This window comes from Chitinophaga ginsengisegetis, assembly GCF_900168065.1.
Lineage (GTDB): Bacteria > Bacteroidota > Bacteroidia > Chitinophagales > Chitinophagaceae > Chitinophaga > Chitinophaga ginsengisegetis.
Genome location: NZ_FUZZ01000001.1, coordinates 721,939 through 739,413, shown reverse-complemented (window position 1 = coordinate 739,413; position 17,475 = coordinate 721,939). Strand labels below are relative to the sequence as shown.

19 protein-coding genes are annotated in these 17,475 nt (G+C 43.4%); 8 read left to right on the top strand and 11 right to left on the bottom strand.

Annotated elements, in window-relative coordinates; genetic code table 11:
• Positions 1-79: 79 nt before the first annotated feature.
• Complete coding sequence (locus tag B5Z18_RS02745; protein ID WP_159454166.1) at positions 80-676, bottom strand: RNA polymerase sigma factor; 597 nt, start codon at positions 674-676, stop codon at positions 80-82.
• 119 nt (positions 677-795) lie between these two features.
• Here B5Z18_RS02745 and B5Z18_RS02740 point away from each other — a divergent pair, with 119 nt between their 5' ends.
• Positions 796-2,856 carry a tetratricopeptide repeat-containing sensor histidine kinase gene (locus tag B5Z18_RS02740; RefSeq protein WP_079467860.1) on the top strand — a complete coding sequence of 687 codons (2,061 nt, stop codon included), beginning with the start codon at positions 796-798 and terminating at the stop codon, positions 2,854-2,856.
• Between the two features lie 39 nt (positions 2,857-2,895).
• On the opposite strand, the gene B5Z18_RS32430 is transcribed toward B5Z18_RS02740, so the two are convergent.
• On the bottom strand, positions 2,896-3,063 hold the full coding sequence (locus B5Z18_RS32430) for a hypothetical protein (RefSeq protein ID WP_159454165.1): 168 nt from the start codon (positions 3,061-3,063) through the stop codon (positions 2,896-2,898).
• 238 nt (positions 3,064-3,301) lie between these two features.
• Complete coding sequence (locus tag B5Z18_RS02735; RefSeq protein ID WP_079467859.1) at positions 3,302-4,789, bottom strand: hypothetical protein; 1,488 nt, start codon at positions 4,787-4,789, stop codon at positions 3,302-3,304.
• Between the two features lie 126 nt (positions 4,790-4,915).
• On the opposite strand from B5Z18_RS02735, the gene B5Z18_RS02730 reads away from it, so the two are divergent.
• Both B5Z18_RS02730 and B5Z18_RS02725 read left to right on the top strand, forming a co-directional pair.
• Entirely contained in the window at positions 4,916-5,296 is a 381-nt protein-coding gene (locus B5Z18_RS02730; protein WP_079467858.1) for a helix-turn-helix domain-containing protein, read from the top strand.
• Positions 5,297-5,366: 70 nt separating this feature from the next.
• Positions 5,367-6,122, top strand: a complete 756-nt coding sequence (locus tag B5Z18_RS02725; RefSeq protein ID WP_079467857.1) for an SDR family oxidoreductase — start codon at positions 5,367-5,369, stop codon at positions 6,120-6,122.
• A 245-nt stretch (positions 6,123-6,367) separates the two neighbouring features.
• Here B5Z18_RS02725 and B5Z18_RS02720 read toward each other — a convergent pair whose 3' ends face one another.
• From B5Z18_RS02720 to B5Z18_RS02710, 3 genes are read right to left on the bottom strand one after another with little or no spacing between them, the layout of a single operon-like run.
• Entirely contained in the window at positions 6,368-6,958 is a 591-nt protein-coding gene (locus tag B5Z18_RS02720) for a hypothetical protein (protein ID WP_079467856.1), read from the bottom strand.
• Positions 6,958-7,491, bottom strand: coding sequence for an RNA polymerase sigma factor (locus B5Z18_RS02715; RefSeq protein WP_079467855.1), 534 nt, complete (start codon positions 7,489-7,491; stop codon positions 6,958-6,960). The genes B5Z18_RS02720 and B5Z18_RS02715 overlap by 1 nt, the downstream gene beginning before the upstream one ends.
• A gap of 29 nt (positions 7,492-7,520) precedes the next feature.
• Complete coding sequence (locus B5Z18_RS02710) at positions 7,521-8,342, bottom strand: hypothetical protein (RefSeq protein WP_079467854.1); 822 nt, start codon at positions 8,340-8,342, stop codon at positions 7,521-7,523.
• Between the two features lie 159 nt (positions 8,343-8,501).
• Between B5Z18_RS02710 and B5Z18_RS02705 the strand changes: the two genes are divergently transcribed.
• A complete protein-coding gene (locus B5Z18_RS02705) occupies positions 8,502-8,927 on the top strand; it encodes a lipocalin-like domain-containing protein (RefSeq protein WP_159454164.1) in 426 nt (141 codons plus the stop codon).
• A gap of 102 nt (positions 8,928-9,029) precedes the next feature.
• On the opposite strand, the gene B5Z18_RS02700 is transcribed toward B5Z18_RS02705, so the two are convergent.
• Both B5Z18_RS02700 and B5Z18_RS02695 read right to left on the bottom strand, forming a co-directional pair.
• On the bottom strand, positions 9,030-10,391 hold the full coding sequence (locus tag B5Z18_RS02700) for a DNA/RNA non-specific endonuclease (RefSeq protein WP_079467852.1): 1,362 nt from the start codon (positions 10,389-10,391) through the stop codon (positions 9,030-9,032).
• A 30-nt stretch (positions 10,392-10,421) separates the two neighbouring features.
• The gene (locus tag B5Z18_RS02695) at positions 10,422-10,823 is read right to left on the bottom strand and encodes a nuclease A inhibitor family protein (RefSeq protein WP_079467851.1); all 402 of its coding nucleotides are present in this window, start codon (positions 10,821-10,823) and stop codon (positions 10,422-10,424) included.
• A gap of 230 nt (positions 10,824-11,053) precedes the next feature.
• Here B5Z18_RS02695 and B5Z18_RS02690 point away from each other — a divergent pair, with 230 nt between their 5' ends.
• Positions 11,054-11,716, top strand: a complete 663-nt coding sequence (locus B5Z18_RS02690; RefSeq protein ID WP_143313474.1) for a 3-keto-alpha-glucoside-1,2-lyase-like domain-containing protein — start codon at positions 11,054-11,056, stop codon at positions 11,714-11,716.
• 72 nt (positions 11,717-11,788) lie between these two features.
• Here B5Z18_RS02690 and B5Z18_RS02685 read toward each other — a convergent pair whose 3' ends face one another.
• Both B5Z18_RS02685 and B5Z18_RS02680 read right to left on the bottom strand, forming a co-directional pair.
• Positions 11,789-12,514: a LytR/AlgR family response regulator transcription factor gene (locus B5Z18_RS02685; protein ID WP_079467849.1), complete on the bottom strand. Its 726-nt coding sequence runs from the start codon at positions 12,512-12,514 to the stop codon at positions 11,789-11,791.
• The gene (locus B5Z18_RS02680) at positions 12,511-13,590 is read right to left on the bottom strand and encodes a sensor histidine kinase (RefSeq protein ID WP_079467848.1); all 1,080 of its coding nucleotides are present in this window, start codon (positions 13,588-13,590) and stop codon (positions 12,511-12,513) included. Before B5Z18_RS02680 ends, B5Z18_RS02685 begins: the two co-directional genes overlap by 4 nt.
• Before the next feature lie 238 nt (positions 13,591-13,828).
• Here B5Z18_RS02680 and B5Z18_RS02675 point away from each other — a divergent pair, with 238 nt between their 5' ends.
• A complete protein-coding gene (locus B5Z18_RS02675; protein WP_079467847.1) occupies positions 13,829-14,854 on the top strand; it encodes a hypothetical protein in 1,026 nt (341 codons plus the stop codon).
• 9 nt (positions 14,855-14,863) lie between these two features.
• Complete coding sequence (locus tag B5Z18_RS02670) at positions 14,864-15,088, top strand: hypothetical protein (protein WP_079467846.1); 225 nt, start codon at positions 14,864-14,866, stop codon at positions 15,086-15,088.
• A 2-nt stretch (positions 15,089-15,090) separates the two neighbouring features.
• Here the strand turns inward: B5Z18_RS02670 and B5Z18_RS02665 are convergent, their stop codons facing one another.
• Complete coding sequence (locus B5Z18_RS02665; RefSeq protein ID WP_079467845.1) at positions 15,091-15,933, bottom strand: AraC family transcriptional regulator; 843 nt, start codon at positions 15,931-15,933, stop codon at positions 15,091-15,093.
• 138 nt (positions 15,934-16,071) lie between these two features.
• Here B5Z18_RS02665 and xylA point away from each other — a divergent pair, with 138 nt between their 5' ends.
• A complete protein-coding gene (gene xylA / locus B5Z18_RS02660; RefSeq protein WP_079467844.1) occupies positions 16,072-17,400 on the top strand; it encodes a xylose isomerase in 1,329 nt (442 codons plus the stop codon).
• Positions 17,401-17,475: the final 75 nt, after the last annotated feature.

Below are 17,475 nucleotides of genomic sequence, written 5' to 3'. Positions count from 1 at the left end.
GTTGAACAGGTTGTTCAAAGCCCTTTATAATATCTGACGAACCAAAATTGGAAAAGGAGTAGGGGGAGAAAAAAAATAATTATTTACATATCCCGAGCAGCACCAGCGAGATCAGGGGCAGGGAATTACCATCCTTAAGATGTGCTTTTAATGTTTTTACAGCTTCCCTGAGATGCACCTTTACGGTTAAAGGGGAGATATTAAGTTTTTTTGCTACATCTTTTTGTTTTAGTCCTTCTATGTAGCACATTTGATAAACGAGTTTCTGCTGTTTGGGCAGCTGATCTATTGCCATAGCCATATAAGCCCGGGAGTCTTTGAGCATGATATCCTCTTCGGTGGCATTGTCCTGGTCAGACCATTTGTGTTTACCTTCATTGATGGTTTTGTAATCCAGGGCCCGTTTTCTCAGGGCGTCTAAGGTGAGATTATTGGTAACGGTTCTGATAAATCCCCCAAAATTGCCTATTTCAGGTAAGCCATCTCTTTTTACCCAGATCTTTACAAATACTTCCTGTACAATTTCTTCAGAAAGTTCTTTTGATTTCAGGTACCTGAAGGCGTAAGTAAACACCCGGTTGCTATAGGCATCGAAAATTAGGCGAAATGCTCGTTGATCACCACCAGCTACTTTTAATAACAGCGATTTATCCTCCCCTAATTCTCTGTTTTGCATACACAAAGTTAACATATTAACCATAAATTTTCGGGGTATAAAGGGCTCATTTCCCGGTAGTGATCTTATTTCCCGTCAATTTGTTAAATTGTAGGAAGCATCACCCTTTAAATCGTCCCATGTCCGTAAAAACCACCGGTTGTTATTCCCTGTTGCTGCAGGTGTCGGTCCTGGTTACCTGCTGGCTGAGTTCCTGCAGGGAGGAGCCTGCCCGGGAAGTCCCGGATCATCCAAAACTGGTGGAGGCCATTCTCGACAGCACAAATGACCTGTTAAATGTGGGCAAAGTCCAGGAGTCCATCCATTACCTTGACTCTGCTTTTCAGCAAATTCCTGCCCCCGGGCCCATTGATCAGTGGGAGAAGTATAACCATAAGGTCAATTTCTACCTGAACTATGATTTTAACCTGAAAAAAGCCCGGTTGAATGCAGATAGCATGACTTTTATCTTAAAAGGTAATGAAGAAAGATATAAAACTGAATATGCCAATGCCATTTTCGCCAAAGGCCATGTGTTGTTGGCAGAAAGAAGATATGCAGAGGCCTTTAAATACTATTATGATGGGAGAACCTTCGCGCATCAGCACCTGGACAGCTGCAGTTATTTTGAATTTACGAGCAAGCTGGGGCTGGTCAGGTATAGCCAGGGACAATATTTAAAAGCCATTCCCTATCTGATACAGGCGCTTAGTGAAAATGCGACCTGTAAAACCGATGACAGGTTTAATAAGTACTTCTCATTCAGGCAAAGCACATTAACCGCCATTGCACTGGCGTATGAACTGGCGGGCATGCCTGATAGTGCGATTTATTATTATCAAAAAGGACTGGCATTTATTGACCAGAATGCCCATAAATATCCTGAGAGAAAAAACTTTATTGAAACCTCCCGTGGGGTGATCTACGGCAACCTTGGTGGTGTTTATGCCGAACAGCATCAGGACAAGGAAGCGGAACACTATTTAAAAGAGAGTATCACCGTTAACAGTAACCCGGATCATGATTTCCAGGATGCCCAAACGGCAAAGCTGAAGCTGGCAGGGCTTTACGTGAAGCAGAAACGCTTCAACGAGGCGGGCGAACTGCTGGATCAGCTGGAAGCATACCTGGGCAAAGAGGGGAACAACCCGACAAATGAAAATCTTCGCCAGAGATGGTATAAAGTAAAATGGAATTATTTTGATAAAACCGGGCAGTATCAACTGGCCTATCCATTTATAAAGAAATTTCAAAGGGCGCAGGACTCTGTTAGCAAGGTCAGTGCCGGGTTAAGGGATATTGACATGGATGCTATCTTCAAAGACACGGAGCAGCAATATAAACTGGCCCTGTTAAAAAAAGATAATGAGCTGAAAACCGGCTATCTGACCGGGTTTGTGGTTTTTTCTATCATGGTGGTTGTTATCCTCGCAGGGGTATGGTATAGCCTGAGACGTTCCAAAGAGCTCAACAATAAGCTGGCTCAGAAAAATGAACAGTTGCAAATGGCGCTTGGATCGCTGGAACAAAGTCAGCAGGAAAACACCCGTATCATGAAGATCGTTGCACACGACCTGAGAAATCCAATAGCCGCCGCCGTCAGCATCGCCACGCTGCTACTTGAAAATGACGAGTTGCAGCCGGCAGACAGGGAAATGCTTGGGCTGATGAAAACTTCCAGTCTTCATTCCCTGGACATGATAGCCGACCTGCTGAATATGAATATCACCGCAGAAGGCCTGACAAAAGAGCCTGTTGAAATACACACCCTGCTTCGTTATTGTATTGACCTGTTAAAGTTCAAGTCAAGTGAGAAGAACCAAATGATCACATTGCATACCGAAGAAATAGTGATCCCTATAAACAGGGAAAAGATCTGGAGGGTGATCAGCAATATAGTTGTAAATGCAATGAAATTCAGCCCCGAAGGATCTGTAATCAATGTAGCCCTGGTCGACCAGCAGGATGCTGTTCTGATCAGCGTAGCCGATCATGGCATAGGAATACCTGAGAATTTAAGGAACAAGGTTTTCAGTATGTTTACAGATGCCAAGAGGCAGGGGACTTCGGGAGAGCAGTCTTTTGGTTTAGGACTAGCTATTTCCCGGCAGATTGTAGAAGCGCATGAAGGTAAGATCTGGTTTGAAAGTAATGCCGGCGCCGGTACCACTTTTTATGTGGAGCTACCGAAAAGAAGATAAAAAAAGCCCTACAGTGTTAATTGCAGGGCGTTAGTGGTTTTACCAGCCGTACTGGATCAGCAGGCTGCCATCGGGCCTGGTCGTACGGTTTTCCAGGAATCTTTTTTTCATCCACTGTTTCTTGTTTTTTGAAACAATTTTCCAGTTGGGATGATTTTTAAATCTGGATGCGTAAGGCTTGTTGGTTCCATCATCTTTATATGTCATGCAGATAAAGGGATTGTCCCCGCACCATCGCCAAAAAGTGGGATGCCAGTGGCATCTTGGGCAAATGGCGTACGTTTCTTTTCTAACCAGGTTATAAGTTCTGCGATGGGTTGTCTCTTTCAGACATTTGTTTTTTTTCACTTGTAAACACAATTGGTGCTACAAGGCGTCGAATTCTTTTTTCATGGGTGCATTTATCAAAAGATGTTGGCAAAGATAACCAAAATGATCTTTTGCCCTAATACGCTCTATACATCACCTTACAATCCGTTAACTCTTTCAGATGAGACTGCCCGATGGTATAAGTATAAGTTCCGTTTTGCCTGGTTTCTTTTACAATCTGCCCCGGCTCTTTTTGTCGGTAACTTTCAAATAAACGGCTGTAGTCCGCGCGATTGGCATCATAATCGAAGATGGTTAAGGGCAGCTCCCATTTGGTGTTGGAATAGCGGCGCTTAAATATGGCGCGGTCTTTTTCAGTCTGATAGCAGGAATAATATACATTTCCGTCTTTTTCCTCCAGTGTAAATTTATGTCCCGTATTTAATTTTTTGTTCCGGTAACTTTCGGGTGAAAGATGGTATTCTTCAATCAGGAAAAAGGTTTTGTTGAGCATTTTATAGACCCTTAACCAGTTAGGGCTGTATGCGATAACAGTGTCCATGTTATAATCCAGGGAAACATTGCCTGCTTTAACAGGAATGGTTTGTTCGTATGCTATGGCATGCGTCCGGGTATCAAAACCAAAATCTGCAGGTTTGTTATCGATAGTAACCAGTGAATACGCCTCTGCATCGAAAGGAATATATTGTTCCCAATCTCTTTCAGAGGAAGGTTGCTGTCTTTTTAACAGAACAGCCGTCAGTTGCCCGGCAGTATTAAATTGATATTCCAATGAACGTTGTTTTTCATTGTTGGGGCTTATGAAAATTGATTGCACCCCGGAGTAATCCAGGAATTGAAGCGGCAGGTAATGATCATTAAAAATATGTTGAAGAATGAATTCATTCATCTGGCCGGGTACACCGGGAGCAATAGGGTTGATTTTGGTGGGATGTATATACCGGTCCACTTTAAGTGAATCGATCTGGAAACGGTCATACTCATAGGAGCTGATCTCCGGCGGCCGGTTCTGTTGATTCGACATTTCCACTATGTCGCCTGCGTTTACTGTTGTTTTTGTTTGCAAGAAATGAATAGTGTACTGTTTTTTTTCATTTCCTTCAGATGGGTTGGTAAAACAAAAAACAAACCTTACATCCGGATAAGGTGGCGGAGGAGTAAGAGATGTTGGCGTATTCCGTTTTTCCAGGTAAGCATATCTTTTCTGGAAGAATGTTTTGGCATCAGGGCCCTTAGCCAGTTCTACGCTGTCGGCCAACTGGTAGCGGGGCGGCGCACTGCTCAACACTTTTTTGGCTGTTGATAGAGCACTAGTTTGGAAAAGTAACATCGTGACACGACCGTAATAATAAACCAGGAGGATCTTATCGCCTTTTCCGTTGCTGGTTACGACAGTGTCTTCGTTGTAATCATTATTGTTCAGGATACGGTCTGTTTTAAAACCCTTTTTTACCAGGTATTCTTTTACCTTCTCACCGGCATAGAAAGCATTTTCCAGGTCTTTTATAGAAAGAGACTGGGTGGGAGCCATTTTGGGTTGCTGTGCTGCGACCACTGAAGACAAGGAAAGTATGCCAAGTAAAATAACCAGATGTTTTTTCATAACTGTCAAACTATTAAGTATCGCCGATGGACTATTGACCTAAACTAGTTTAATAGTTGCGATTACCCAAAAAATGTTTGGTATGGATATCTAATCTTTAGATATTAAATTTGTAAAAAAGTGATAATGGCTGATACTGGTAATAAGCGGATAAAAAGGAGTGAGGAAATAACCAGTCAGTACTTTGTGTTTTTAGACAAACACATTGATGATCTGGTACAGGGGAGAGTAACAGAAATGATGGAGCTGAATGAAATCGCTTCTGAATTATGTGTTTCACACAAGCACCTGACTGATACCATCAAGCAAACAATGGGCGCTCATCCCTGTCATTTCTATGATCAGAAAATTATAGAAAAGGCCAAACAACTTTTGCAGGAAACAGACGCTTCTATTGCACATATTGCTATGACCCTGACTTACGATCCTTCCAATTTCTCAAAATTCTTCAAAAAATATGTACGGTTGACACCGGATCAATGGCGGAAAAATAATCTGCCAGGTTGAAACTTCCGAAAAGTTCACCACGATAAACCTATTTAGCATACAGACCTTTGCCGTAATTAAAACAATTAATATGGCAAGAAACGATTTAAATGGAAAAGTGGTTTTGATCGCGGGTGGAGCGAAAAACCTGGGAGGACTATTAAGCCGTAATTTTGCAGCGAAAGGAGCAAAACTGGCAATCCACTACAACAGCGGGAGTACCAAAGCTGATGCAGAAAAAACACTGGCTGATGTAGAAGCTTTAGGAGCTGAAGCATTCCTGTTTCAGGCTGACCTCACTGATGTTAAAAACATTGCTAAATTCTTTGATGAAGCCATTGATAAATTTGGCGGAATAGACATTGCCATCAACACCGTTGGTAAGGTTTTGAAGAAGCCGTATGTAGACACCACCGAAGCGGAGTACGACAGTATGTCGGACATTAACTCCAAAGTAGCATATTTCTTTATTCAGGAAGCCGGGAAAAAATTGAATGGTAATGGTAAGATATGTACCATCGTTACCTCTCTGCTGGCGGCATTTACCGGGTACTATTCTACTTATGCCGGAATGAAAGCACCGGTGGAAGACTTTACCCGTGCCGCATCCAAAGAGTTTGGTGTTCGTGGTATTTCGGTATCGGCTGTAGCACCAGGACCAATGGATACCCCGTTTTTTTACGGGCAGGAAAGCACAGAGGCAGTGGCTTATCATAAAGCGGCTTCCGCATTGGGCGGACTTACGGATATCAAAGATATCGCTCCGCTGGTTGAGTTTTTAGTTACAGATGGCTGGTGGATTACCGGGCAAACCATTTTTGCCAATGGAGGATATACGACGCGTTAGTAGAGTAGGTAAGGGGTTAAGGGCAATAGGAGCTTGAGTCTTCTGTTGCCTTTTTTTATTACAGGGATGTTGATGTAATTTATTCAAGTTCCCGGAGTAACCCTTTGTGAGGGAATGGATGGCTGCTTTTGAAATAAATTACCTCTCTGCATCTGAATATTCATTAGCCTTGAAATAGAGGGAGGTCGTAGTTGCAGCCCTGATGACGTTGCAGACATCCGGAAAGGTTTATGTGAGTACCATCTTTAATATTTCCTGCCATCATCTTTTTCCGCTGATATTTTGTAATCATCACTGCTGATACCTTTTACGCCTTTGGCTTTTTTTACGGATGGAGGGATAGATATGGAATCAACAAACGGGTTGGCGTTGTTATGAGATGAGGAATCCAGTTTAATCAGCGGCAATACCCGCTCCGCCATCGAATCCATGTTGGTATGGTTTCCGGGTGTTTCTTCCAGTGATATACTATCTGTTTTTACCGGCGCCGGCATAACCGGTATGATTTTCTTTTCGGGACAGTCAATCCATATGGGGATGTTTTTAGCAGGGGAGGGCGTTTCCGTTACAGATGAATCCTTTTGTGGCGTTACAATTTTCTGCGTAGGATTTGTATAGCTGGAATACCACCACAGCGCTGTAACGGCTACTGTTAATCCGGCAAAACCATACCAGCCTTTTCCTTTAAATTTAGGCGTAGTTTTTTTATCCGGTACTTCAGTAACCGCATCCAGCTGCATTTCAATGCTGGCCCAGATACTATCTGCCATATCCGGCACAGGAACCTGGTTCAGCTTTGTTGCTATTAAATGCTCATATGGAGTGTTTGTATTCACTAAGTTCTGATTGCTGCTAGTTTCTGTTGAAGAATTTTCCTTGCTTCACTTAAATGCCATTTGCTGGTACCTTCGCTGATATTTAGTTGCCCGGCGATTTCTTTATGGGTGTAGCCATCGATAGCATATAAGACAAACACGGCGTGGGTAGCTGGCGGCAACTGTTTTACCAGCTGCAGTATGGCGGCTGCATCCGTTTTCTCAATGATATCATTATTAATAATTGGCTCTTCTGCAGCATCCAGTTGCAGGCTGGTGAAACGGCTCCTTTGTTTTATATGATCTAATGATTCATTGATGATGATCTTTTTCAACCAACCGTGAAAATTTCCTTTCGTAGCGTCAAAAGTTTGTATGCTCCGGAACATTTTTACAAATGCGTGTCCCAGGATGTCGGCGGCCTCATGTTCATCTATGGCGTAACGCATGGCAATGGTCATGGCAAATCCATAAAGCAGCCGGTATAGTTGCTCTTGTGCCTTTCTTGTTCCATTGCGGCACTCAATGATGATATTGTTTAATTCCTGTTCCAGCGGATTATATTATCAGGTTCACCAACGGGTTACCACTTTGCATCGTGTACTTTCCTTGCCAGAATAGCGGTTGCAATGGCACTGATATTTAATTTCCCGGTAGCATCCAGCTCATTGTAAAACCAGATATTGCGGTCGATCATATCAATAATGGCTACCACGCCGTCGCTGGTACTTAGTTCATAACCTGACAGCAGTTTAAACGGCAGCTTGCCGGTTTTGCCATCGGGGAGGGCCGTATTTTTGATGCTCAATGGTTTGATGAAAATAGTATCAATACCGTTTGTGGCCAGTCCATTATCTTCCTGCCTGATATAAGTAAACGGGTTTTTATCATTTTCTGCTTTCCTGTCATAGATGTTTGTCATCAGTAATTCCCAGTTTTTACTCTCCTGTGTGGTATCAACGCCGATGAGCGCTGAAAATACATATTTATACTGCTGGAGTTGCTCGAAACCGCTGAAGGGCCCCTGGCCATTAATAACTTCATATTCGAGCTTTTTTGTTACTTCTTTTTCATCTGCATATACTTCTACGCTATGGTTCCCATCGGACAAGGTATAACTGAATTTTGCCTTTTCCTTTGTTACACTTTCGCTTTTCTGGATACCAATTTTATTCCATAATAGATTTTCCAGGAAGAAACCTCGTCCGCCCCACCCGGGATAACTTAAATGAATGCCTCTTTTTATTCTGGAAGTCATAAAATGATCGAACGACATTTTATTCCCTCTTGCGCCGTTCACATGCTGCATGGTAGCCTGTTGTCTGAAGGCGTCCGGGATAGTCAGCCTGATGGAAGTACAACCGGTTAAACAGGCCGCAGCTATTATTAATATAGTGTTTTTCATTTGTTTCTTTTAACATCCGGGATAATTCCATTAACAGTACCCTCTTTTTTGCCGCAAAGGTTGGGTAGCCGTCAAAAAAAATATTTTTTTCGCTTTAGCCAACCATCGGCAGGGGGAAAGAGGTACTATCAATAAACAAAATAAATGAAAATAATTACTATGAAATGGGTTTTAGTGGCCATCGCCACAAGCTGTATCCTTTCCTGTCAGAAAGAAGAAAGTAACGCACCTGAGTGCAGTATAAGTATGACGGGGTTATCGGGAACCTACAAACTGACGGCTTTGAAGTACCAGGCAAGTGCGGCTGCGGCGCCTGTAGACTACCTGGCGTCTATGGACGCCTGCGAAAAAGACGATATTATCACTTTAAAAAGCGATGGTACGTACGAATACAACGACGCAGGCACCGTTTGCACCCCGGCAGAAAGTAAACACGGCGCCTGGCAGGTGAAGGGGAATACACTAACCAGCGATGGTACTTTAAATGGTACGGTGGCCGGTTTTGATTGTAAAACACTGGTTTATTATACGGAAAATTCAATTGTGGCGGGCGATAAACTGACATTTACAATGGTAAAGCAATAGCAGTGACCTGATAAGCAGTTTTACTACCAGAGAATATCAATTACCCATAAACCTTCCAGGCCAGGCTGGTTTATGAGTAATTGATATGGATGGCTAATATTTTTATTGCTGGTTATCGATCTTCGTTTCCAGGCTATCCTGTAAGCTTACGCGCAGACTTGATAAGAGGTTGTAACCAGTGGCATTTTCAATATCACGTACAGTTGTCCTGTATTGGGTCCAGTCGGAGTTAATACTGTTGGTGTTGGGTGTATTCACGGCAATCACCCGGGTTGATCCGTTAATCCTGCTCAGGTCATTGTTGCCTGCAGGCAGTACCACTACAACCTTCCAGATATTGGCCGGAACTGTTACATTCCCGTTGTTGATGGTATTGGTAACACCGCCCAGGGAGCCGGTGCCGCCCTGGCCATAATTACCATCGATCACGTATACCTCATTGCCGGCGTTAACAAGGCTGCGGGTATAGTTTTCCAGGTTGGCCCATGTCTGCTGGTTGTTATTAGGCGCCTGCGGCATCATATTCGTCATGAGGAAGGTCGCGGAGTTGGCTTCGGTGGTGGATGTCCTGTCACCGGAAGGGCAGTTGTGGCCACGGTCAAATCCTGAGCCGCTGTAGCTGCTGTTCTGTACCTGGTACCATCCGGCGGGCAACGTGTTGTCTGCCCTGAAATCATCGCTGCGGGAAACAGAACCCAGATCGGATGATTGTATGTGCCAGCTTACCCAATTGGGGGTACCACGGCTACGGCTATATGATAGCGCATAGTAAGTTTTTACCATCAGGTAATTATTTTCTGAAGAGATATCTGCCAGCGCGTTGCTTGGGTTGCCCAGTAACATATTGTCGTTGTCACCCGCTGCAGGAGGCGGACTGCTGCCGCCATCGCCGGTCGTAATGGAAATATCATCGATGTTAATCCTGTTTGAGCCACCGGAAACTTTCCGGATGCTGATCCGCAGACTGGCGCCAGCGGTAAAAGTAAAAGTAGCTGCCTGCAGGTTACCGGAAGTAGTAACGTTGCTGCCCTGCTGTTGCCAGCTTCCGCCATTATCACCGGAAGTCCATAACTGCCAGTCGCTGCTACCATCCGACCCATAGCTGCCGTGATGAACCGTAACGGTAACGGTACCTGCTCCGCCGGCGATATTAAAGTTGGTCGTTAATGTACCGGTGTTCCTGATACGTACTGATTTGGTACCATTTTTCAGATCGGCCGACAGCGTGCCAATCAGGGCGTCGTCCAGTGTCCAGGAGCCGCTGGACAAGGTTACCGTACCACTTGCATACGCCGTTTTACTGCCGGATTCGAAATTTTCTGTCAGCAGGGTAGTCAGTTCTGTGGTCGCCTTACGTTGTGAAGGAAGAGTTTCCTGGGGTTGGATAGTTGCTTCCTTTTTACAGGAAGTGAACAATACACCGCCAAAGCATATAACAAGGATATGCCTGATGAAGGGTTTCATAATGCAGGTTTTTATGGATTATCGGATTGCTTAGGATTCTATCGCTGTTGTAGTCAATGCTATGCAGGTGCCGTCTGCCTGGTGTCCGGTGATGTAAACAGGAATACTGGCTCCTGCTTCTACACGGGTTATCTGGATATTCGTAAGGTTTTCCCGGAGGAATTGCCGGAGTGCTTTAAACTTTTGTGCGTTGGCAACAATCGGTGCGTCATTTGGATCAGCGGCAGTGGTGATATGGCTAAAAAATGCTTCTTCTTCCACGGACTTCAGAGCATCCGGTGAAACATGGTGCAATGCCGCTATTTTACCATGCACTTCAGCAGGTGGTAAAACGCCCCACTGCTCAATGGTTAGCGGATACTCTGACTCACTAAAGTATAAAATGCCGGCTGTTTTATCGGTTAGCTGTTTTAACAAAGCAATGTTTTCCATGGAATGAAATTAGAAATTATCTCCGCATATTTTTATCATGAGGGCAATGATAATAATACGTTAATAATAAACTTCTTCTACATTGGAAAAGGGGCTCTGCAATAAAGTATACAAGTTGACAGTAATGATTATGGAAAGTAAAGATGTTTGCATCTGTTATGGTATATTGGGATCTGATTGCCTGTTTTTCCGGGAAGCCCTCCGGTGATTTCTAAATTAATACTAACGAAATGAAATACATCTTCTCATTACTTGCAAGTGGTATACTACTTATGTCCGGGAACGCCCGCGGACAGACGGCAACATTGAATGTAAACACATTGGAGGCCGTAAGTGTACAAATGTCAATTGAAAAAAACGGCGTAAAGGTTATCAAAGACTCTTCTGTAAAAGACGCTGACGAGCCTACTTTTGCAAAATTGAAAAACAGCGATTTCAGAAACGGAACGATCACCGTAAAAGTGCTCAGCAAACTTTTGAAAGACGCCTCGAAGACTTCGCGTGGCTTTATTGGCATTGCCTTTAGAATTAACCCGGAAAATAATAAGTTTGAAGCTATCTACATACGGCCCACTAACGGACGAGCGGAGGATCAGTTAAGGAGGAATCACGCCATACAGTATTTTTCCTATCCCAATTATACGTATGACCGCCTTCGTAACGAATCGCCAGGCGTTTATGAGTCATATGCCGACATGGGCCTCAATGAATGGATCACCATGAAAATAGTGGTAAAAGAAAACCAGGCGAAGCTTTTTCTGAATGGAAACAAACAACCATCTCTCATTGTCAGCGACCTGAAACATGGACCTGATGCATCGGGTGGTATTGGTTTATGGGTGGATGTGGGCACAGAGGGATACTTTAAAGACCTCAAAATTGTTAAAGAATAAAGGGCAGCACAGTTGCTTTATTGATCTTGTAGTATTCACTGTTTAAATATAAAGGGTCTCAGTATAAACAGCTCACTCCTCCGGATTGAGTGAGCCACCTGAGAAAACCGAAAAGAAATCCTTTTTATATACCTCGCCGAGGGGGATCTCAAATTCGCTGAGGTAAATATTGCGGTGATCAAAGGAATCTATATATTTTGTATTCACTACATAGGACTTGCTGACCCGCAGGAAAAGGTGCTGGGGCAGCTTCTGGTGAATGGTTTTTAAATTCATGGCAGTAATAAGCTTCTGGTTACCAACATACATGACCACATAATCCTTCAGTCCCTCTATAAACCTGATATCGGCAAAATTGACCCTATGGAATTTCCGCTCTGACTTAATCAGTAAGAAGTCAACTGTATTGGACTCAATAATACTCTTTTCGGTATCATCTGAAAGCAATTTTCTATATACCTCCGCTTTATTGATTGCTTTCTCCAACCTCGACTTTTCTATGGGTTTAAGGAGGTAGTCGATGGCATCCAGCTCGTAACTCTTTAATGCGTATTGCGGATAAGCGGTTGTAAAAATGGTAAGCGTTTGCCTGGGCAGTTGTGCAGCAAACTGTAATCCCGTTACCATCGGCATTTCAATATCGAGAAAAATAAGATCTACATCATTTTCCTTTAAGAAGTCCAGGGCAGTGAGAGCATTGGTGAACTTTCCCAATATCTCCAGCCGGGATACTTCTTTGATCAATGTCTGCATTTGTTCTCTTGCCAGTGGCTCATCATCTACAATGATACAGTTCATAACGGTATTGTTAGTTTTACATTATACTCATTTTCCGAAGAAGTGATCTCAAGATTACAATTATCGCCATATAAAAGTTCAAGCCGTCTTTTTATGTTTGCTAAGCCTAATCCACTGTTTTTTTCATCGGAGGGTATATATCCGGGGTCTGTCGAATTAACACATTGGAAGTAAAGTTTATCATCGCTAACGGTTGTGCTTATCCTGATGTAGGATTCCGCCCCGCTTATGTTTACACTGTGCTTTATAGCATTTTCAACAAAGGTAGTGAAAAGGTTAGGTGGTAAAAAGATACGATTCAGGGCTGAAGCAGCCGTATGATTTTCGATACTGACCGACAGGTTATCTCTTCTGATTTTTTCCAGATCAAGGAAATTGGACAGGAAATTGATCTCGGACCTCAGCAGTGTTTTTTCTTCATTGTTCTCATAAAGCTGGTAGCGAAGAAATTCGGATAGTTTCATAATAACAATATCGGCTTTCTCCGGATCGCTGCGCATAAGCGCCCTGATTCCATTGAGCATGTTAAACAGGAAATGCGGATTGATCTGGTTCCGCAATTCGTTTAGTTCCATCGTCAGGGTGATATTCCTTAGCTCCGTAATTCTTTCATTGTCCCTCATCCACCGCTGGAACAGCTTGATCATAGTAGTGACCAGGATAATCGGTGTTAAGAGGATTGTTCCTTCATAGAATCCCATTTTATTGGCAGGGGCATACAGGTTCGCCGGCAATTGTGCATACGAGGAAAACATATTTAATAATACAAACATCAGTACCATAAACACCAATACCAGTAAAACCAGGAGTGCCAGGTAGCTTATGTACCAACCCTTGAAGAAAAACCTGGGCACCAGTACATTCATGTTGATGTAGCACATCGTTATCAGCGCTCCGTACACGCAGAACAACTTGAAATACCTGTAGGTTCCGGAGTATTGTAAAACCGGGTTGGTATTGTAAATGATAGCCAGAGATCCAAGTAACAACACCGCATGACGTAAAAACTTGTACCGGTCGTCAACGATCAGCTGTATAATCTTCCTTTCCTTTAACTCCGGGTGTTCGTGTTTCATGATATTCCAGGGTTTCTTAAACCTGCACAAAGATAAAACGATATATCCGGCAGTTACCGGATATTATACAAACCACCCTTGTTCTTATACCAAATTCCGGCCCGAAAGGATTTAATATAAAATCTAACCGGCTTGGTATAAAAAAGGAAAACTGCTATGGTATTAATCCTTTCTTTGTTCCACTTCGCCAACAATAATTTTTTCCCTGGTCTATAATTAAAAGTATAAAATAAAGAAGATGGATGTTTTGAAAAATGCAGTACCATTAGTATTAGGTTTGCTGACTTTATCGGCAGAAAGTTTTTCACAGACGCGGGACAGTATTCCCGGCGCTGCTAAGGATAGCGTGAATATATCCAAACGGGTAGTGGCCTATGCGGCCGACAAATTCGCCATTACACGGCCCTTCAATATAGAATTTACCCATGTTGCTCCGTATAACTTTTCTTCAGAAAGAGGAGGGAAGTCGTTGCCGGATAGTAAGGTTAACAGTTTCTCGCAGGCTAAAGTGAGCGCCAATATCAACTTTATAAAAAGAAAAAACTGGCTATTGGGTGCTACTGTGGGCTACAGGTATACCGCTGCGGAAGCCGGTTTAGTGTCCTCTGTTGGAGGAACAGTCAAAACTGTTGACGGCGATTTTCATTATCTTTTTTCATCTGTCAACTTTACTTTTTTTTCAACTTTGTTTAATAAACGCACCATCTATACTTCCAGTATTTTGGTAGATGGGAGTGAGAAATATCTTGAAAGGGTGAAAGGAATGGCCACAGGTACCATGATCCTGAAAGCCAATCAACGCACAAAAATGACGGCGGGCATACTCATTAGTATTGATCCGAGTGCCCAAAGTCCCATCATACCAACTTTCTCCTATGAGCATAAATTCAATAATGGGCTGATCGCAGATGTTGTTCTCCCAAGAAGTGTTTACCTGAGAAAACCCGTATTCACCAATGGCAGGGTATCATTGGGGGCAGAGATGGATAGAACCTCCTTTTACCTGTACAATATAGATGGCACCTCTCAAAAGTATGAATACAGGCAGTTGGATATCAACTCCGGGTTAACTTACGAACATCTCATTGCAAAATATTTTGTGTTCACGGCAAAAACAGGGATGAGGATAATCCCATCCGGCAGGATCTTCCGTAAAGAAGATTCATTCGGCTCGCCGGTATTCAAAACCACCCCGGATCCAACTTTTTATTTCAACGTAGGAGTATCATTCAATCCTTTTTCCCTGATAGGGAAGAAGAAATAATATGCATTTATGGTAAATGTTTTCAAAACAGATGTTCAGTCAGCAGATGTAGCCAAAGAGATCATCAATGATCTCTTGCAGATGTATCCATGCCTGAGGATAACTTTTGATCTGGAAGATGAAGACAAGATCATGAGGGTAGAGGGAGTTTTCTTTGAGACAGCAGATATCATCAGCTGTCTTAAAGAAAACGCTCATTGCTGTATTTATTTACCTATGGATATTGATAAATAGATTCATTCGTACAAATACGTTCTCCGGTACTCACTCGGCGTTTGCTGTTTTACTTCTTTGAATTGTTTACTGAAGTGCGCCCAGCTTTTATAACCACTTTCATAACAGATATCCAGTATCGGCTGCGTAGTGGCAGTAAGCAGTTTACAGGCATGACTGATGCGCAGATCTCTCAGGAAATCGAAATATGTTTTTTTGATATTTTTTTTGAAGAACCTGCAAAAATTGGGCACGCTCATGTTTGCAATAGCAGCCACTTCTTCAAGGGTCACTTTTTCGAGATAGTGTTTAAAAGAGAAATCAATAATTTTCTCGATGACGGGGTTGAGCACATTGCCTGTATCGGTGAAATCTTCTGCCAGTATTTTATATTGGGTTGAATGACCAATTCTATGCAGGCATTGCAGTAAAAGGATCAGTTTATCAAAGCCTTTTTCGTGGTGTATCTGCTGCATGCTTTCCGACACCTCCTTTTTCAGGGCGTGTTCCAGCTGGATGCCGTTGTTCTTTTGCAACAGGGATTGTATGGTTTTCATTTCCGCCATTTGCAGCAGCCCATCTCCCCAGCAATCCCGGGTGAAGTGTATAACCAGGGCGGCCCCCTTCATTTTAGGATGACTTTTTCTGAACCAATGCGGAAGATTACCAGCCATAAAGAATACATCGTTCACCGTGTAGTCGCTTACATAGTCGCCGATCATGGCGGTTCCATTGCCTTTTAATATCAGGATCAATTCGTATTCAGGATGCTTATGCCAGTTGGTTTCAAACTGCGGCGTTTCATAAATACGGCAGGCGAAGCTCTGACTGGAATCATTAGTGATTTTCTGAAGAATCGTTTTCATGTAAACTTAAGATAACCCATCTTATCATATAAATGGATAAAATTATCAAATTATTGATAAGATAGCATATTTTCTTTCAAAAATAACGGTTGCCAGCCCTTTAAATTCCCGTCATATTTGCGTTATTAAAACACGGATATGAAAATAATTACAGGAAAGAAAGAATTTTTTGCAGGCATTGATGCCATTAAATTTGAAGGACCACGTACCGATAATCCTTTAGCTTACCGCTGGTATGATGAGAACAAAGTAGTGGCCGGCAAACCAATGAAAGAATGGTTACGCTTCGCTGTTGCTTACTGGCACTCCTTTAACGGAACCGGCGCCGATCCCTTTGGCGAAGCAACACACATCTTTGAATGGGATAAGAACGCAGATCCTGTTGCCCGCGCAAAAGACAAAGCGGATGCCGCTTTTGAACTGATTACCAAACTCAATCTTCCTTATTACTGCTTCCATGATGTAGATGTGGTTGACTACACAAACGACATCGCGGAAAATGAAAAGCGCCTGCAAACGCTTACGCAGTACCTGAAGCAAAAACAGGAGGAGAGTGGCGTTAAGTTATTATGGGGTACCGCCAACCTGTTCAGTCACCGCCGTTATATGAATGGCGCGGCCACCAATCCTGACTTCCACGTATTAAGCCATGCAGCAGCCCAGGTAAAAGCGGCGCTCGATGCCACGATTGCACTTGGCGGAGAGAACTATGTTTTCTGGGGCGGCCGTGAAGGATATATGAGCCTGTTAAATACAGATATGAAGCGGGAAAAGGAACACCTGGCCAGGTTCCTGCAGGCATCAAGGGATTATGCCCGCAAAAATGGCTTTACCGGTACATTCTTTATTGAACCCAAGCCCTGCGAGCCTACCAAACACCAATATGATTATGATGCAGAAACGGTGATCGGGTTCCTTCGTCAGTACGACCTGCTGAACGACTTTAAGCTTAACCTCGAAGTGAACCACGCAACACTGGCTGGCCATACTTTCCAGCATGAGCTGCAGGTAGCTATAGACGCCGGCTTGCTCGGAAGCATGGACGCCAACAGGGGCGACTACCAGAATGGCTGGGATACCGACCAGTTCCCCACCAACCTCAACGAGCTTACTGAGGCCATGCTGATCATCCTCGAAGGCGGTGGCTTTAAAGGTGGAGGCATTAACTTCGATGCGAAGATCAGGAGAAACTCTACCGATCCTGCGGATATATTCTACGCTCATATCGGTGGTGTCGACAGCTTTGCCCGCGCCCTGATCACTGCGGATGAAATCCTGGAGAAAAGCGACTACCGCAAAATCCGCCAGGAACGTTATGCCTCTTTCAGCGTTGATACAGCAAAAGCCTTTGAATCAGGAAAGGCCGGCCTGGAAGAACTGCGCGCCTTTGCTATCGCCCAGGGAGAACCGGCGGTAAGAAGCGGCAGACAGGAGTACCTGGAGAATATCATCAATAATTACCTGTAAGGCGTTTTTATAAAAAAATATTCCTGACTCCGCCGGTACTTAACCGGTGGAGTTTTTTTTTGTAAGAAATGAGTG

What these genes read in the sequence shown, in the direction of transcription:
- B5Z18_RS02745 (WP_159454166.1), bottom strand. Translation starts at nt 676, where the DNA reads ATGCAAAACAGAGAATTAGGGGAGGATAAATCGCTGTTATTAAAAGTA.
- B5Z18_RS02740 (WP_079467860.1), top strand. Translation starts at nt 796, where the DNA reads ATGTCCGTAAAAACCACCGGTTGTTATTCCCTGTTGCTGCAGGTGTCG.
- B5Z18_RS32430 (WP_159454165.1), bottom strand. Translation starts at nt 3,063, where the DNA reads ATGACATATAAAGATGATGGAACCAACAAGCCTTACGCATCCAGATTT.
- B5Z18_RS02735 (WP_079467859.1), bottom strand. Translation starts at nt 4,789, where the DNA reads ATGAAAAAACATCTGGTTATTTTACTTGGCATACTTTCCTTGTCTTCA.
- B5Z18_RS02730 (WP_079467858.1), top strand. Translation starts at nt 4,916, where the DNA reads ATGGCTGATACTGGTAATAAGCGGATAAAAAGGAGTGAGGAAATAACC.
- B5Z18_RS02725 (WP_079467857.1), top strand. Translation starts at nt 5,367, where the DNA reads ATGGCAAGAAACGATTTAAATGGAAAAGTGGTTTTGATCGCGGGTGGA.
- B5Z18_RS02710 (WP_079467854.1), bottom strand. Translation starts at nt 8,342, where the DNA reads ATGAAAAACACTATATTAATAATAGCTGCGGCCTGTTTAACCGGTTGT.
- B5Z18_RS02705 (WP_159454164.1), top strand. Translation starts at nt 8,502, where the DNA reads ATGAAATGGGTTTTAGTGGCCATCGCCACAAGCTGTATCCTTTCCTGT.
- B5Z18_RS02700 (WP_079467852.1), bottom strand. Translation starts at nt 10,391, where the DNA reads ATGAAACCCTTCATCAGGCATATCCTTGTTATATGCTTTGGCGGTGTA.
- B5Z18_RS02695 (WP_079467851.1), bottom strand. Translation starts at nt 10,823, where the DNA reads ATGGAAAACATTGCTTTGTTAAAACAGCTAACCGATAAAACAGCCGGC.
- B5Z18_RS02690 (WP_143313474.1), top strand. Translation starts at nt 11,054, where the DNA reads ATGAAATACATCTTCTCATTACTTGCAAGTGGTATACTACTTATGTCC.
- B5Z18_RS02685 (WP_079467849.1), bottom strand. Translation starts at nt 12,514, where the DNA reads ATGAACTGTATCATTGTAGATGATGAGCCACTGGCAAGAGAACAAATG.
- B5Z18_RS02680 (WP_079467848.1), bottom strand. Translation starts at nt 13,590, where the DNA reads ATGAAACACGAACACCCGGAGTTAAAGGAAAGGAAGATTATACAGCTG.
- B5Z18_RS02675 (WP_079467847.1), top strand. Translation starts at nt 13,829, where the DNA reads ATGGATGTTTTGAAAAATGCAGTACCATTAGTATTAGGTTTGCTGACT.
- B5Z18_RS02670 (WP_079467846.1), top strand. Translation starts at nt 14,864, where the DNA reads ATGGTAAATGTTTTCAAAACAGATGTTCAGTCAGCAGATGTAGCCAAA.
- B5Z18_RS02665 (WP_079467845.1), bottom strand. Translation starts at nt 15,933, where the DNA reads ATGAAAACGATTCTTCAGAAAATCACTAATGATTCCAGTCAGAGCTTC.
- xylA (WP_079467844.1), top strand. Translation starts at nt 16,072, where the DNA reads ATGAAAATAATTACAGGAAAGAAAGAATTTTTTGCAGGCATTGATGCC.